General features: G+C 62.9%; 18 protein-coding genes. 11 read left to right on the top strand and 7 right to left on the bottom strand.

The annotated features are described in order from the left end of the window. The first annotated feature begins 53 nt into the window (after nt 1–53). A complete protein-coding gene (locus RBH20_RS02010; RefSeq protein WP_004593747.1) occupies nt 54–281 on the top strand; it encodes a hypothetical protein in 228 nt (75 codons plus the stop codon). Between the two features lie 203 nt (nt 282–484). Here RBH20_RS02010 and icd read toward each other — a convergent pair whose 3' ends face one another. Continuing rightward, nucleotides 485–1,747 (bottom strand): isocitrate dehydrogenase (NADP(+)), encoded by a 1,263-nt coding sequence (gene icd / locus RBH20_RS02015; RefSeq protein ID WP_306704989.1) that lies wholly within the window; start codon nt 1,745–1,747, stop codon nt 485–487. A 150-nt stretch (nt 1,748–1,897) separates the two neighbouring features. Here icd and RBH20_RS02020 point away from each other — a divergent pair, with 150 nt between their 5' ends. Both RBH20_RS02020 and map read left to right on the top strand, forming a co-directional pair. Then, the gene (locus RBH20_RS02020; protein ID WP_306704990.1) at nt 1,898–2,740 is read left to right on the top strand and encodes an isoaspartyl peptidase/L-asparaginase; all 843 of its coding nucleotides are present in this window, start codon (nt 1,898–1,900) and stop codon (nt 2,738–2,740) included. Nucleotides 2,741–2,783: 43 nt separating this feature from the next. Beyond that, entirely contained in the window at nt 2,784–3,680 is an 897-nt protein-coding gene (gene map / locus RBH20_RS02025; RefSeq protein WP_306704991.1) for a type II methionyl aminopeptidase, read from the top strand. A 159-nt stretch (nt 3,681–3,839) separates the two neighbouring features. Here the strand turns inward: map and RBH20_RS02030 are convergent, their stop codons facing one another. Beyond that, nucleotides 3,840–4,037, bottom strand: a complete 198-nt coding sequence (locus RBH20_RS02030) for a hypothetical protein (protein WP_306704993.1) — start codon at nt 4,035–4,037, stop codon at nt 3,840–3,842. 243 nt (nt 4,038–4,280) lie between these two features. Between RBH20_RS02030 and RBH20_RS02035 the strand changes: the two genes are divergently transcribed. From RBH20_RS02035 to RBH20_RS02050, 4 genes are all read left to right on the top strand, one after another. Beyond that, the gene (locus RBH20_RS02035) at nt 4,281–4,817 is read left to right on the top strand and encodes an HIT domain-containing protein (RefSeq protein ID WP_306704995.1); all 537 of its coding nucleotides are present in this window, start codon (nt 4,281–4,283) and stop codon (nt 4,815–4,817) included. A 130-nt stretch (nt 4,818–4,947) separates the two neighbouring features. Continuing rightward, on the top strand, nt 4,948–5,835 hold the full coding sequence (locus RBH20_RS02040) for a Rieske 2Fe-2S domain-containing protein (protein WP_306704997.1): 888 nt from the start codon (nt 4,948–4,950) through the stop codon (nt 5,833–5,835). Between the two features lie 46 nt (nt 5,836–5,881). After that, nucleotides 5,882–6,796, top strand: coding sequence for a cation diffusion facilitator family transporter (locus RBH20_RS02045; RefSeq protein WP_306704999.1), 915 nt, complete (start codon nt 5,882–5,884; stop codon nt 6,794–6,796). 33 nt (nt 6,797–6,829) lie between these two features. Next, a complete protein-coding gene (locus RBH20_RS02050; RefSeq protein WP_306705001.1) occupies nt 6,830–7,216 on the top strand; it encodes a DoxX family protein in 387 nt (128 codons plus the stop codon). A 41-nt stretch (nt 7,217–7,257) separates the two neighbouring features. Here the strand turns inward: RBH20_RS02050 and RBH20_RS02055 are convergent, their stop codons facing one another. Both RBH20_RS02055 and deoC read right to left on the bottom strand, forming a co-directional pair. Continuing rightward, nucleotides 7,258–8,541, bottom strand: a complete 1,284-nt coding sequence (locus RBH20_RS02055) for a tRNA (N(6)-L-threonylcarbamoyladenosine(37)-C(2))-methylthiotransferase (RefSeq protein WP_306705003.1) — start codon at nt 8,539–8,541, stop codon at nt 7,258–7,260. Between the two features lie 50 nt (nt 8,542–8,591). Next, entirely contained in the window at nt 8,592–9,287 is a 696-nt protein-coding gene (gene deoC, locus RBH20_RS02060; RefSeq protein ID WP_306705005.1) for a deoxyribose-phosphate aldolase, read from the bottom strand. A gap of 164 nt (nt 9,288–9,451) precedes the next feature. Here deoC and RBH20_RS02065 point away from each other — a divergent pair, with 164 nt between their 5' ends. Continuing rightward, nucleotides 9,452–10,288 carry a DUF63 family protein gene (locus tag RBH20_RS02065; protein ID WP_306705007.1) on the top strand — a complete coding sequence of 279 codons (837 nt, stop codon included), beginning with the start codon at nt 9,452–9,454 and terminating at the stop codon, nt 10,286–10,288. 6 nt (nt 10,289–10,294) lie between these two features. On the opposite strand, the gene RBH20_RS02070 is transcribed toward RBH20_RS02065, so the two are convergent. Next, on the bottom strand, nt 10,295–10,708 hold the full coding sequence (locus RBH20_RS02070) for a hypothetical protein (RefSeq protein ID WP_306705009.1): 414 nt from the start codon (nt 10,706–10,708) through the stop codon (nt 10,295–10,297). A 233-nt stretch (nt 10,709–10,941) separates the two neighbouring features. Between RBH20_RS02070 and RBH20_RS02075 the strand changes: the two genes are divergently transcribed. After that, on the top strand, nt 10,942–11,451 hold the full coding sequence (locus RBH20_RS02075; protein ID WP_306705011.1) for a hypothetical protein: 510 nt from the start codon (nt 10,942–10,944) through the stop codon (nt 11,449–11,451). A gap of 1 nt (nt 11,452) precedes the next feature. Here RBH20_RS02075 and RBH20_RS02080 read toward each other — a convergent pair whose 3' ends face one another. Continuing rightward, entirely contained in the window at nt 11,453–11,674 is a 222-nt protein-coding gene (locus RBH20_RS02080) for a hypothetical protein (protein WP_306705013.1), read from the bottom strand. An 86-nt stretch (nt 11,675–11,760) separates the two neighbouring features. Here RBH20_RS02080 and RBH20_RS02085 point away from each other — a divergent pair, with 86 nt between their 5' ends. Further along, nucleotides 11,761–12,486, top strand: a complete 726-nt coding sequence (locus RBH20_RS02085; protein ID WP_306705015.1) for a nucleoside phosphorylase — start codon at nt 11,761–11,763, stop codon at nt 12,484–12,486. A gap of 114 nt (nt 12,487–12,600) precedes the next feature. Then, entirely contained in the window at nt 12,601–14,115 is a 1,515-nt protein-coding gene (locus RBH20_RS02090; RefSeq protein WP_306705016.1) for an HPP family protein, read from the top strand. Here RBH20_RS02090 and RBH20_RS02095 read toward each other — a convergent pair. Beyond that, entirely contained in the window at nt 14,112–15,320 is a 1,209-nt protein-coding gene (locus RBH20_RS02095) for an NAD-binding protein (protein WP_306705018.1), read from the bottom strand. The two genes, RBH20_RS02090 and RBH20_RS02095, sit on opposite strands and share 4 nt — an antisense overlap. Between the last annotated feature and the right edge of the window lie 26 nt (nt 15,321–15,346).

Consider the following 15,346-nt stretch of genomic DNA (forward strand, 5'->3'; position numbering starts at 1 on the left):
TTGTAGCTCTTTCGATCCGAGAAAGCTTAGTAGGCCCACGAGAACTGACTTGTATGAGTCAAAACTGGAACGCGGACTACGCGACACTCGCAAAGCGCGGGTTCATGCTCGGGGCAGGGTTGTTCCTCCTCGGTATCGCAGGGGAAGTCGCTGGGGGCACCGTTCTCGGGACGCTCCCTGCCTGGGGCGACACGCTGCTGGTCGACATAGAAATGCTCGGTATTCTCGTCGGGCTTCTCTCGCCGCTCGTGTTCGGTGTGGTTATGCCGCTGACCGAGTAACGCTTCTCGGACCGGGTACGCTCCGTAGACAAAGGAAACCGATGAGTGACAGCTCTGTTCTATTGACAGACTCCGCGCCTGTCTCGTCGCTCTCGAGCTGTAATGTGCGATAAAAATGGAGCGTCTATGTAGTCAGCGCGACTCGCTTATGCGAGTTTCTCGATATTCGCGCGGTGTAACCGCGCGAGCCAGAGAAGTTGGCTTCAGGCCAGCTTCTCTATGTTCTCGACGACCTTCTCGGCGAACTCGCTGGTGGCGAGCTTCGTGCCGCCCTCAATCTGACGTTCGAGGTCGTAGGTGACGTTGCCCGAGGAGATGGTCTCCTCGACGGCGTCACGAACGAGTTCGCCAGCATCCTTCCAGCCCATGTATTCGAGCATGAGGCGGCCGGAGAGGATCATCGCGGTCGGGTTGACCTTGTCTTCGCCGGCGTACTTCGGCGCGGAGCCGTGGACCGGCTCTGCGAGACAGCGAGCCGAGCCGAAGTTCGCACCGGGGGCGATGCCGAGCCCACCGATCTGTGCGCCGGCAGCGTCGGACATGTAGTCCCCGTTGAGGTTCATCGTCGCGATGACGTCATACTCGTCGGTCCGGGTCAGGAGCTGCTGGAGCATGTTGTCGGCGATGCGGTCGTTGACAACGAGCGCGTCCTCGGGCGCCTCGCCGTCGTACTCGTCCCACAGCTCGTCCTCGGTGATGACGTGCTCGCCGTATTCTTCTTCGGCGACCTCGTAGCCCCAGTCACGGAAGGCACCCTCGGTGAACTTCATGATGTTGCCCTTGTGGACCAGCGTGACGCTGTCGCGGTCCTCTTCGAGGGCGTAGTCGATGGCCTCGCGGACGAGGCGCTTGGTCCCGAACTCGGTGATCGGCTTGACGCCGATGCCGACCGGGCCGTCGTGGATGGTCTCGTCGAAGTTCATCTCATCCTCGACGAACTCCTTGACCTCCTCGACTTCGTCGGTGCCGGCCTCCCACTCGATGCCGGCGTAGACGTCCTCGGTGTTCTCTCGGAAGGTGACCATGTCCATCTCCTCGGGGTCCTTGACCGGTGACGGGACACCCTCGATGTGGTAGGTCGGGCGAACGTTCGCGTAGAGGTCGAGCGTCTTCCGGAGTGCGACGTTCAGCGAGCGGAAGCCAGCGCCGACCGGTGTCGTTAGCGGGCCCTTGATAGCGACGTTGAACTCTTTGATGGCTTCGACGGTGTCATCAGGGAGATTCTCGTCGTACTTGTCTCGGGCGGACTGGCCGGCATAGACGCGCATCCAGGAGATGTCACGACCGGTGGCGTTCGCGGCGGCTTCGAGCACCTTCTGTGCGGCCGGACCGACGTCCGTCCCGATACCGTCCCCGTGGATGATGGGGATAATTGGGTTTTCCGGAACGTCGAGTTCGTCGTCCTCCGTGACCTGAATCTGCTGTCCCTCGTCGGGAATCTCCACTTTGTCGTAATCGTAGCCCATATTCCGCCAATTGATAGTCGCCCCTAAAGGCGTGCCGCTTTGCCTCAGACGTGGTAACACAGCGCGTAAAGAAAGGTCACGACCGCACGCCGGCACGTCACTACCGCAACTGCCGGAGGTGATATGCCTTTCGTGTGTCAACGGGGCTGTATGCACGTTATCGTCCACGGCGGCGCGGGCAGTCTCCCGGAGACACCGGCCACTCGGCAGGGAACCCTCACAGAGACCGCTGAACAGGCAACGGATGCAGAGGGTCCGATGGAGGCGGTGCTGGCCGCGCTTCGGCCGCTCGAATCCGACCCGGCGTTCAACGCTGGCATCGGTGGAGCAATCCAGAGTGACGGCGAGGTCCGGACTGACGCTGGACTGATGACCGCCGACGGCCGGGTTGGAGCAGCGTGTGCAATGTCTGGCGTTGTACACGCCACGGATGTAGCCCGCACTGTGGCAACTGAGACGCCACACGTCCTGCTGGCCGGCAACGAAGCCGTTGACTTCGCGGCCGGCACAGGTGTCGAAACCGGCCGGGACCTCACGAATACAGAGACGCGACAGCGATACGAGCGTGCGGACCCGCCCGACGGTGGACCCGCCGACCACCTCGACTGGGTCCGTGAGCATTTCAGCGGCACTGACACCGTCGGTGCGGTCGCAACCGACGGGGACCGGCTTGCCGCGGCGACATCGACCGCCGGGCGCTGGTACGCGCTGGCCGGTCGAGTCGGCGATGTGCCACAGGTCGGCGCTGGCTTCTACGCGGACGACCGCGGTGGTGCGAGCGCGACCGGAGAGGGAGAAGCTATCGCCCGGTTCGGGTTGGCTCGCCGCGCTGTCGAACTCTTGGGCACGTACGGCCCGAAACAGGCCGCCGAAGAAGCAATCGCCGAGTTCGAAGACGCGACTGGCGGGCGTGCCGGCGTAATCCTTCTCGACCACGCCGGCCACACCGGAGCCGAACGGAACACTGCCGCAATGCAAACCGCGACGAGATAACCAGAGGGAAACCCCTTTGGCCGCCACCGACTAACCGGCGTGCATGACTGACGTGGACTTCGATTCCGAGCAGTATGAGAAATGCCGCGAAGCGGGCGAAATTCTAGCACAGGTGCGCGACGAGGCGGCAGAACGCGTCGAGGTGGGCGTCTCCCACCTCGAAGTCGCCCAGTGGGCCGAGGACAAGATCCGGGAGCTGGGCGGCGAGCCGGCGTTCCCGGTGAATATCTCCATCGACGAGGAGGCCGCTCACGCTACCCCTGAGCGCGACGACGACGCGACGTTCGGTGAAGAGATGGTTAACCTCGACATCGGCGTCCACGTCGACGGGTGGCTCGCCGACACCGCCGTGACGGTCGACCTCTCCGGGCAGGACGAACTCGCCAAAGCCCCCGAAGAGGCTTTGGACGCCGCGCTGGACGTTGCCGGCCCGGGTGTTGACGTGGGCCAGATCGGCGCAGCCGTCGAAGAGGTTATCGAGGGATACGGCTACAACCCCGTCGTGAATCTCACCGGCCACGGACTCGGTCACTGGGAGCAACACACATCGCCGAACATCCCGAACCGCGAAGTGGCACAGGGTGCGACACTCGACGTGGGCGACGTGGTCGCTATCGAGCCGTTCGCCACCGACGGCCGCGGCAAGGTGCAGGAAGGGGCCGACGAGGAGATTTTCGCCCTCGAACGGGAGGGGTCAGTCCGCAACCGGCAGGCCCGCCAGGTCCTCGAACAGATCACCGAGGAGTACCGTACGCTGCCGTTTGCCGCACGCTGGCTCGACTCGCCGCGAGCGGAGATGGCGCTTCGCCGCCTGAAACAGCAGGACATTGTCCACGGCTACCCAGTCCTCAAAGAGCAGGACGGCGCGTACGTCAGCCAGAAGGAACACACTGTCATCATCACCGAGGACGGCTGTGAAGTAACGACGCGCTCGCGGTAACGCGATACGGCTTCGAACCTGCTGGGTGACATCGGGATACCGTTTTCGAGCAACGCCACCACTCTGCGAATAGTGGAAAGGGTGGAGTAGGGGGTGTGTGGCCACGCAGTCAGAGACCGCGTGGCGTATGGAAAGGTGGGGTGGGGGTGTGTGGGATGGTCAGGCGTTGTTCATCCGTGTCGACGTGGTTGTCCCACAGATTTGACACTCGCTAACCCGATACGGCTCCCGGGAAAACGCCGCGTTTTCGCGTTTATCGGACTCTGTCTGTATCTGGACACGCACGCCGTGCGGTGTTTCACGGTCACACGTGGTACAGTGTTCGGCCATGTCAACGCCGCCGTTTATCGCTGCCATCCCGTCTGATACAAGCCCGGTAGAGAGTATAAAAACCACCTTCAGTTCTGGTCCGTTCAGCACTGTTTATCGCAAGACGGAAGTCGATTTCTGCTGAAGGCGGCGTTAGGTAAGCCAAGAATGTTTAAAAGATTCGCTAAGGCCACAGAATCCACTCAGGTTGCGTGAACGGCCAACACTTTTATATATGCGCTTCACAGCCACAGTCCTGCCGTTTTTGCTGATGGGTCAACAACTGGCGGTATGGACAAGGTGTTTGCGCCGTGGCGCATCCAGTGGGTCGAGCGCAAGGAGACGAACCCAGATGTCGACTGCGTGTTCTGTGCGTTTCAGGCACAGGACGACGACCGGGCGAACAATCTCGTGGCACGAAGCGACCATGCCTTTGTCCTCCTGAACAACTATCCGTACAATCCCGGACACGTGATGGTCATTCCCCACACCCACACCGGCGAGTACGGCGATCTCGACGACGAAACCTTGCTCGACCACGCTCGACTGAAACAGCGGACGTTCGACGCTCTCGAAACTGCGCTATCCCCGGATGCGTTCAACGCGGGGCTAAACCTCGGCGGAACGGCGGCTGGCGGCTCCATCGACGACCACCTCCATACCCACATTGTGCCGCGGTGGAACGGCGACACCAACTTCATGCCGGTCATCAGTGATACGAAAGTCATCGTCGAGGCTGTCGAAGAGACGTACGACCGGCTCTACGCTGCGTTCGCGTCACAAGACGGGACGACTGCTCCTGCGGATGGGGCTGTCCGAGTCGAGTAGACCGGCTGTTCTGGCATCCAGCTAAGCTACGGTCTTCGCCGGTAGAACTGTGGTCAGACAGCCGATTTCCGGTAGCTGAAAAGCATCGGGTGGGCCTTTTTCAGTGGCCGTCAAACCGTCGTATGGTCCCATGACCCAAGAAGGCCCTCCAAATCACGGCCAGCGTAATAAGTACCCGGCTCCATCCGGTCGCCGCCGCTTCGTCAAAGGACTGGTCGGCGCCAGTGCGCTGTCGGGGGTGACAACCGTCGGTGGCCTCGCAGTCGACGCAACGACCGACCAAGGCGGCGTCGGTGGCGGTACCGTGTCCTATGTCGGCATCCGGAACATTGCTGGCCCGGCGAACCGACCGATGCCGATCGTCCCGCTGGAGATATCCGATGGCGCACTCCGCGGCATCTGGCCGTCCGTCTCAGAAGAAACAGCGGGCGGCGATACCTTCCGTATCGCCAAGGGCGAACTGGGCGGCGTGACGTACTCCCAGCAGTGGTTCCAGTACTGTGGGCTCGAAGTCGCTGCGGGACTCGAACCAGACCCCGAGCGCGATGGGTTCCTCAGGTCGAAGGCGACGTACGACTGGCAATCCGAGCTACGCGACGGCGATAAACTCCGTGTCGAGCACTTCGAGGACTACGAGTCGTGGGGAAACAACATCGGTAGCGACGGTCTCGGCAAGCCAGCGGTCGCGACCTGGCGCTCACAGGGCGAGGACGTCAAGGAGATTCAGGTTCAGGTACTCCGGACACCTGCCGTCGCGAAGATGGTCGCCGGTGAAGACAAGTACGCCGACCTCGCCAGTGAGATACGTGAATTCATAGACGCGGCCACCGCCGAGGATTTCATCGCATGGGTGAACCGCTGTACGCACCTCTGCTGTAATCCCGGGTACAAAAAGACGCCTGGAAGCGCGAAGTTCGAAGCCGCCGACAAGGTGTACTGTAACTGCCACCAGTCGGTGTATGATCCGTTCTCACCAACGAAGGCAACCTTCGCGTCCCGGCCTCGGCCACAGGGATAGGTCAGTGTCGAAGCGGCTTTGACGGCGGCCCGACAACGGGGGAGCAATGTCACGCCGCGCGACGCTCAGGCGAGTCGGCCTGCTCGTTCTCGGCGTCAACCTTCTCCTCGTGCTGCTGAAAGCCGGCGTCTGGCTCACCACTGGAAGCTTCGCCGTCCAGTCCGAGGCGGTCAACAGCGCCGCCGACACCGCCTACTCGCTGGTCATCGTTGCCGGGCTGTACCTGACAACGCGCCCGCCGGACTTCGAGCACCCCCACGGCCACGAGCGTATCGAGCCGTTCGTCTCGCTGTTCGTCGCCGCGGGTATCTTCGCCGCTGGCGGGTTCGTCCTCTGGAACGCCGGGACCGCCCTGTTGACCGGGGACATCTCGGTGACACAGGGGCCAGCCGCTGTGCTCGTGCTCGCGTTCTCGGCCGTCGCGAAGTACGGGCTCTACCGGTACTGTCTCCGCGCGGGCACGGACCGTAACTCCCCGGCGCTCATTGCGACAGCGAAGGACAACCGTAACGACATCCTCACAGCAGGAGCGGCGCTGGTCGGCGTCGCCGGCGCGATGGCCGGCTACCCTATCGCCGACCCGCTGGCCGCACTCGTCGTCGCCATCGGCATCATCTACACTGGCATCGAGGTCGTGCAGGAAAACGTCACGTATCTTGTCGGCGGCGCACCGCCGGAGGACCTCCGGCGCGAAATACTCCGCTGTGCGCTGGACCACCCCAAGGTCCGAGGTGCACACGACGTCATCGCCCACTACGTCGGTCCTGAAATCGACGTGAGCCTTCACATCGAGGTGGAGGGCGACCTGACGCTGTTCGAGGCCCACGACATCGAGACGGCGGTCATCAAGTCAATCGAGGAGCTTCCGGAGGTCGACGACGCGTTCATCCACGTTGACCCAAAGGAACTCGGCGAGTGGAAAGACGACGAAGAAGTGGAACGGCTCGCTGACTTGGAGTGACGTTTTAATACCTGTCGTGCCATGCGATAGCATATGGGTGATGACTCATCGCGTAGCTGGCTCGCGCTTGGACGACTGTTGTTCGGCCTCGGTGTGGCCCTCCAAGCCGCTGAGGATTTCCGTGACATGGAGGATGCTATCGAGTATGCTGAGTCTGCGGGCGTCCCCGCACCGGACCTGCTGGCCCCGCTGGCCTCGGGAATGATGCTGGTCGGCGGGCTGGGGACGGCATTCTGGCGGCTCCCCCGTATTTCGACCGGTGCCGTCGCCACGTTTCTGGCCGTCGTCACGCCGACGATGCACGACTTCTGGAACGCCGACCCGGACAACCGGGGCGGCGAGCGCTTGGCTTTCTTCGGGAACCTCGCGATGTTCGGCGCAGCGGTCACGTTCCTTCGCGAAGCCTATCGTAGCGACTGAGGGGCCGGTCGTTCTGACTGAAAATGTGAGCTGACGACCCGTCAGTCCGCTATCTGCGCTCGCTCGACCGGCTCGCCAAAGGCGTACACGGTGTTGTGGCTCGTGATTTCCACGTCTACCGTGTCACCGATTTCGAGGCTGCGTTCCTGTGCGTCAGCGATGACGACCTGCCGGTAGGCCTCGTCGTAGCCAACCAGCGACTCGTCGGTGCCGTCCTCGACGAGCAACACCGAGGACGTGTGGCCGACCATCTCCTCGTAGGCCTCGGCCATCAGTTCCATCTTCGCCTCGCTCATTTCCTTCGAGCGGTCCTTCTTGATCTGGCCGCCGAGGCCCTTCATGTCGTCGGCGTCGGTACCGGGCCGCTTGGAGAAGCGCGTGACATTGATTTTCTCGGGGCGGGTCTCGCGAAGCAGCGCCATCGATTGCTCGTGGTCGGCCGGCTCCTCGGTCGGGAAGCCGACGATGAAATCAGTCGACAGCGTCCAGTAGTCCAGATGGTCGTCCAGCGTCTCAACGACCTCCAGATACTCCGAAACGGCGTGTTGCCGGCGCATGTCCGCCAGCACGTCGTCGCTGCCGGACTGGACCGGCGCGTGGATGAAGTTGTACAGTTCGTCGTGCTCGGCAAACACCGCTGCGAGTTCCTCACGGACGCCGTGGAGTCCCTTCGGGTTCGCCATGCCAACACGGACCCGGAAGTCGCCGTCGATGTCGGAACAGATGCGGTCCAGTAGCTCCGGCAGGAGGCTCGTCCCTTGGTTCGTATCCCAGCCGTAGACGCCCGTGTCCTGGCCGGTGATACGGACTTCCTTCGCGCCGGCGTGGACGAGCGCGCGAGCCTTCTCGACGTTTTCCTCGACCGAGGGTGATTCGATCCGCCCGGTCGCCTGCTTGGTGATGCAGTAGGAACAGTCCGACATACAGCCCCGGGCGATAGGGAGAATGCCAACGACGCCGTTGAGCACCGTTTCGGTATCCGGCGTGATCGTCGGGCACTCGCCGTTGAGGACGTACTGTGGAACGTCATCCCAGTGGAGCACTTCGGCGTCGATGTCGGCGCTCTGGAACTCCTCGCCCTGTGCGAGCGCCATACAGCCCGTGATGACAAGGTCGGCCGGCGTTTCCTTGTCGAGTTCTTTGGCCCGTGCGAGCATGTTGCGTTCGGTCTTCTCAAGCACCGTGCAGGTGTTGAGTATCGCCACGTCGGCGGACTCCGGCCCGTCGGCGGGGTGGTGCCCGCCCTCCCGGAGCGCCTGCTCGATCTGCTGGGTTTCACCTCTGTTCGAGGTGCACCCGTACGTCTCGATGTGATACCGGGCCATTCATTCAGATACTATCGCTAGGACGGCAAAAGGGCGACGGATTGGACCGGTCAGTAGCCGCTATCTGTGTCCGCGTCGTCCGAGTCTGTCTCCGGTTCGGTTGGAGTCTCGCCTTCCGTCGCGGCCTGCCACTCCCGAACGATGGTATCGCCGCTCGACGCACCGATCCGCTCGGCTCCAGCCTCGAACATCGCCTGGGCGTCGGCCCACGACCCGACGCCGCCGCTGGCTTTCACCGGGAGGTACTTGCTGAGAATCTCTACGTCGTGGACCGTCGCACCGCCTTCGCTGAATCCCGTCGCCGTCTTGAGATACGCGGCGTCGGCATCAGCCGTGAGCTGCCCGACCCGTTCGAGTTCGTCATCCGAAAGCAGCGGCGCTTCGACGATGACCTTCACTGGAACCGGGACGCTGGCGACGACTTCGGTGATGTGGTCCCGGACGGCGTCGTCCTCGCCGGCTTTGAGCAAGCCCACGTTGCACACCATATCCAGTTCGTCGGCTCCAGCGTCCCAGGCCAACTTGGCCGCCTGGCAGACGCTGTCGGTCTGACCCTGGCCGTGTGGGAAGTCGATGACGGCCGTGAGTGGGACGTTCGCGTACTCGGTCGCCAGCGGCAGCGCCCACGGCGGGATGCATGCTCGCATGCCGTACTGGAGCGCCTCGTCGAGACAGGTTCGTATGTCGTCCGGTGTCGTCGTCGGTCCGAGGACTGTATGCTCGATTCGGTCTGGTATATCGTCCATACCGCGGGGTGACACGTGGTATCTACGTAAAGACGGCGGGCGGCAGACGGTGGGTGGTTTACTGTCTCTCCGTCTTCAGTGTCCGACGGTCGCCGCTCAGGCTGTGATTCCCTCCGTCAGTCTCGTTCGGAAGATTTTCCCTCATCGGAGTCGGCGTGGGGGACATGGTACTGCCTTCGGGGTTAGCGCTCCCGCCGCTTGAGTACACTGTTGGGCTGCTTGCGGGCACGCTCGTGGTGACAGCGCTGCTGTACGCCCTCGAACCACCGATCGACCAGCGGACCGTGGTTGCCCTGACGCCGTGGATGGCGCTTGGCGGCGCACTCCACGCGTTCCACCAGCCACCGATTGAAGCGTACAGGCCCGTAGTCACGCCGCTGTTCGGCGCGCCGGCGGTGTACCTCACAACCTTCGTCACGCTGGGCGTCGTCTGGATCACGTTGACGCTGTTCAGCGTTCGCCGCGGCCACAGCGAGACGATATCGCGCAATCTGGGGTATATTGGTATCGGACTCCTGACGGTGTTGCTTGTCATCGCTGTCGTGATGGCACTGGAGTCCGACCTGCTGGGGCTTATCTGGCCAACCATCGCTGTCGTCGTCGCGACGGTTGCCACCGCGGTGACGGTGCTTGCGGTCGCGCTATGGCGGACACCGGTCGTGGTTCGGATGCGCTATGCAGCCCCGACGGTCGTGTTCGCGCATATGCTCGACGGCGTCTCGACGGCGGTCGGCGCTGATGTTATCGGCATCACGGAACGAACGCCAATCCCGGCCCGAATCATGGAGTTCGCCGGCACACTTCCGACGGCCCCGTATCTTGGTAAAGGCTGGCTGTTCGTGTTCGTCAAACTCCTCGTGGCGATTGGGGTTGTCTTCCTGCTGGATGACTATCTCGAAGAGGACCCCGTCGAAGCGAGCCTCTTGCTCGCGGTCGTGACCGCCGTCGGCATCGGCCCGGCCACGAACAACATCGTCCTGTTCCTGTTCAGTCCGGTCTGAGGGCGGCTACTCTGGGACCGAATCACCGAATCGCTCCTGCCGTTCCCGTTCGAGCCGCTGACATCCGAACACGAGTGAATCCGGAACGTCCGTCGCGTTGGACTGTAGCGATTCGAACACGACAGCCACCTCATCAAACCGTGGACCACGACTGGCAACCAGTGGCTCACTTTCCCACGTAATGAACTCGTGGTCGGACAGCATCGGCAGATGACAGTGGTACAACTCCTGCCGAAGGCCCTCTGGATCCGGCGGGACGTTTGGGTTTACCGCACTCTCGGGGAGGGGGACTGTCTCGTCAGGGTGGGCATCCAACAACGTGATGATGAGCTGTCGCCGCGGCTCGACGGCAACAGCCTTGAAAACTTTGTCCCAACGTCTGATCACCTGCTTTCCGTTCTGGTAGCGCTGCTGTGTCATGATATAACTTGCATCATGATTTCGTGCGGCGACATATATATTATCGTGGTGTACTATATTGAGTGAATTGAGCTCCGGGGACGGTTGCTCCAAGACGACACTACCGCGGATGCTGAAACAAGCTTGCTGGCGCTCGGTGAGACACCCGGAGTAGCTATCCTGACGGCGGGCCGTTCTAGCCCCGGACCCTGTTCTGGAACTGTACCGCTGCGCCTCCCCAGTCGCATGACACAATGCTCATTGGCACTGCGAACAAGGGATGGTACGTGCTTGACTACCCCCTCACGCAGTGGGCGTTCGTCTGTGTCGTCGCCGGCGCGGTCGTCGGCCTGTTGTTGAACATCCCGATGGTGACACAGGACGAGGGGTACCTGCCGGCGTACGTTGCCGCGGCCGGACTCACCCGCACTGACCCGAGTGCAGTGAGTCGTCCCCTCGCTGTCGTCGTCCATCACGGCACCGCCCTCGTCGCGGCGCTGCTGTACGGCGCGGTTGTTGCTGGCCTCTCGTTCGTGCTTCCGACGGCGCTCCCGGTCAACGGCGTCCCGCTGATACCCCATATCGTCGGTGTTGTGGGCATCTCCACGTTCATCTACTACTTTTTCGCCCGTGTCGCTATGCCTCGTTTCGGCGGCAGCGTCCGAGACGACGCTGACGAGATTATCCGACAGTGGGCACTCACGGCGTTCATCTTCGGGACGGCGCTTGCACTGTTCACCCCGGTGCTCGTTACCTGGCTGTAAGCTACGTGTCCCCGACTCGCTTCGAGAGGTTTCTGTAGGCCCCGAGATACAGGAAGACGCTGGCGAGCAGCGCGAACGGGACGACGAGGGTCCACGAGGGGCCGTTCGGCGTTCCTGCGCCGATGGTGTAGCCGGTCAGCAGTCCGAGGACGACTCCGGCGGCGAGAGCGATACCCGCCGGCCCTCGCATCCGCCTGTCGAACAGCGAGATATCGTCTGCCATACGTCCTCTCTCACGGCCGTCCTACCTCACTGTTGTGACCGACGGAAATCCATTGACTACTAAATAGTTCCGTGCGACTGGCCTGTATGGCGAAACAACCGCATCTACTCGTTGAGCCGGGTGACCTAACAGATATCGCGCTCGTGCCGGGCGACCCCGGACGCGTCGACCGCATTGCAGGCCTCTGTGACGACCACGAGGTCGTCGCGGAGAACCGCGAGTACAAACTCGTCAACGCGACCTACGACGGCCGCGAACTGACGATTTGCTCGACCGGCATCGGTTCGCCGTCGACGGCCATCGCTGTCGAGGAGCTGGAGGCAGTCGGCGTCGAGACGCTCATCCGTGTCGGAACGACCGGCGCGCTTCAGGAAGGCATCGAAATCGGCGACATGGTCGTCGCCAATGGCGCTGCCAAGGACGAGGGGACGACGAAACGCTACGAGGACGTGGAGATTCCGGCTGTCCCCGACTACGACGTGCTTTCGTCGCTGGTCGACGCCGCCGAGGCGAACGACGAGGACGTTCACGTCGGCCCCATCGCCACGGATGACGCCTTCTATGCCGAGACGGACGAATACATCAACGACTGGGAGGCCGCGGGCCTGCTGGCCGTCGAGATGGAGGCCGCCGCGCTGTTCTCGCTGTGCCGTCGCAAGGGCCTGCGCTCGGGCGCTATCTGTACCGTCGACGGAAACCTCGTCGAGGGGACGCAGAAGGGCGAAACCGATGGCGAGGAACTCCCCGAGAAAGCCAAGAATAACGTCGAGCGCGCTATCGAAATCAGTCTGACGGCGGCCGCGTCGCTGTAGGGTTGGAACTGCTGGACTTCTGAGAGCGCCAGCCGGGCTATCGGACCCCATGAGTGTCCGGTCGCGCCGCTTTCCGGCGGAGGGCTTAACAGACACTCTCCCGTGGAAAACTGTATGCTCGACCAGTTCCGGAAGCGACTCCACGCGGCGGTCAGACGGCTCCGGCGGGTCGAGCGCCGCGAACTACAGGACTTCAGACGGTGGGCCGAGGTGACCGAAAACCTCGTCCACCTCTCCATGCTGGTGTTCGTTCCGCTTGCGATCGTGCTGGTGACAACGCTAGCAAACACTGTCCCACGACTCAGTTTCCTACTGTTCCCGCCGCTCGCGGCGGGGTCGTACACCCTGTTCATCGACCCGACGAGCAAGTACTCCGATCCGAAGCGGTTCGTCGCGGGGCTCACCATCGGCGCGGTCTGTGGGCTGGGTGCACTCGCCGTTTCGAACGGCTATCTCACAGCACCGGGCGGCCAGTTCGGTGTCAACGCGCTCGGTGCCGGCCTCGCTGTCTTCGCGACTGGCGTTGTCACCTGGCCGCTGGACATCGAGGAGCCCTCATCGTACTCCACCGCCTTGCTGGCGCTGCTGGTCGAACCGAGCCAACGGGCGACGTTCGTTGCCAGCATCTTCCTCGCCAGTTCGCTCGTGGCGGTTCTCTTCGTCATCTGGCGCGAGCAGTTCTATGAACAGCGAGCAACGTATCTCTACGAGTCGATGTCCGGTGACGACCACGTTCTGGTCCCGATGCGCGGCGACTCGGCAGGACAGACAGCGATGCTAGGCGCGCGACTCGCAGCCGCCCACGAAGCCGGCAAAGTGGTCCTGCTGGACGTGGTTTCGGACAGCGACGCCGCCACGGCCCAGCAATCCCTCACGCGGGACACGATACAGATGGACATTCGGTCGGAGAACGGCGCAGAGTCGCCACCGGCCCGGACCCGCCTCGTCGGCGATGGCGGTGACCCGGCCACCGCAGGGGTGTCGCCGGACAAGACCGATCTTGAAGCGGAGGTCGACTGGCTGGAGACCCACGCCGACCGGATCGAGACGCGAACGGGCGTCTCCTGTCAGGTCGTCGTCGCGAGCGACGATGGCTCGCCGGCCAAGACGACGCTGCAGACTGCGGCCGAAACCAACTGTGACCTCATCGTCGCACCTTACGAGAGTCAGCACGGGGCGCTGACGCCGTATCTACAGCGGTTGTTCCGCAGTAAGAGCGACATCGTCGTCCATCGGTCTCGGAGCGACCGGACCCGCTGGAAACAGGTCATCGTCCCGGTGCGGTCTGTCAGCGACGTGGCACACAACATGGTCGACTTCGCCACGCGACTGGCCGGTCGGAGCGGGCGGGTCGCTGTCGCGACCTGTATCGGCTCCCGCGGGGACCGCCGCCGGGCCGAAGAGATGCTTGCGGACCTCATCGAGCCATACGAGGGCGCGTTCGAGACGCGGGTTCCGCGAACAAGCATTCAGACGTTCCTGTCCGATACTGCATCGCAATACGACCTCATCATGATCGGGGCTAGCCGTGACCGGAGCAAGGCGTCGCGATTCATTTCGCCGCCGACATTCGAACGGCTTGAGGACGTGGAGACGGACATCGCTATCGTCGACCGCGGCCGGCCCTAGATATCTGCGTCGTCCTCGTCGCTCACGTCGAGCAGGTGGTCGGCGATATTCTCCATCCCCTTTCGACCCAGTGCCGACTGAACGATGAGGTGGCCACCCAGCACTGCCGGGCTGATGACCGTGTCCGCGCCCGCTCGGCGGAGCTTCTCGATGTTCTCGCGGTCGGTCGCTCCGGCGACGATGTTGACCTCCGGATTCAGCGTCTGTGCCGTCAGTACCGCCAGCGCATCCTGTGCGTCGTCATTCGTCGCCGCAACGACCGCCGCGGCCTCCTCGATACCGGCCCGTTGCATGGGTTCCTCATCGCTTGGGTCTGCGGTCAGGACAGCGATGTCCTGTTGCTGGAGCCGCGTGGCCGTCTCTGTGTCCGGCGTAATGACCACGAAATCGATTGCGCCGGTCAGTTCTTCGATAATCGGTTCCGTCAGGTCGCCGTGGCCGAGCACCAGTACGTGGTTCTCGAGCAAGTCAAGTTGTGCGTCAGTCATGTTTCCGAGTGCTTCCGAAAGCCGCTTCTCGATTGCTGGGCCCAGCAGCGACCCCAGTGCGATAGCGAAACTGGCCGTTCCGAGGACGACCACGGACATCCCGAACAGCTTCGCCTGCTGGCTCTGTGGGGTCACGTCGCCGTACCCGACGGTACTGGCCGTGACCAGCGTGTAATAGAACGCATCGGTCGCCGTCGAAAGATTGGCGAATTCATCGCGTAGCGCGTACGACCCTGCCGTCCCGTACATGAGCGAGCCGACGAGTGCCGCGCCCGCAGCCAGCTGTGCTGTCGAGAGATCGACCGATCGGTCGAAGCGCCGCCGGTTCAGTAGCATCACCGGGAGCGAGAGCAGCGAGAACACGACGAGCGGAACCGAGACGGCTGAACTCGGCACGGTGCCAATGAACGGAAGTACCACCTCCGACTTCTGTACCAGCCCCTGAATCGCTGCCACGGGCAGCAAGACGACGGTCGCGTACCACGCGATTCGCAGGCGGCGTCGGAGTCCGATGGCGCTAACGAGTAGCGTAAACCCAGTGAGCGCACCGGTGAATCCGGCTGTCCGCTGTATGCTTCGCGGAATGAGACCCCCGAGCGGCCCGCTGATCGACACGGCACTGATGTTGACCACACCAGTGACGAACGACAACACTGCCACCAGCACTGGCAGGATGATCGTTGCGCGTGCCCCCAACCAGTTCCGCGGCCTGTCCATACCCATCCAGATTACAGCGGTCGGTG

Origin of the sequence: Haloarcula sp. H-GB4, from assembly GCF_030848575.1 — an archaeon.
Taxonomy (GTDB): domain Archaea; phylum Halobacteriota; class Halobacteria; order Halobacteriales; family Haloarculaceae; genus Haloarcula.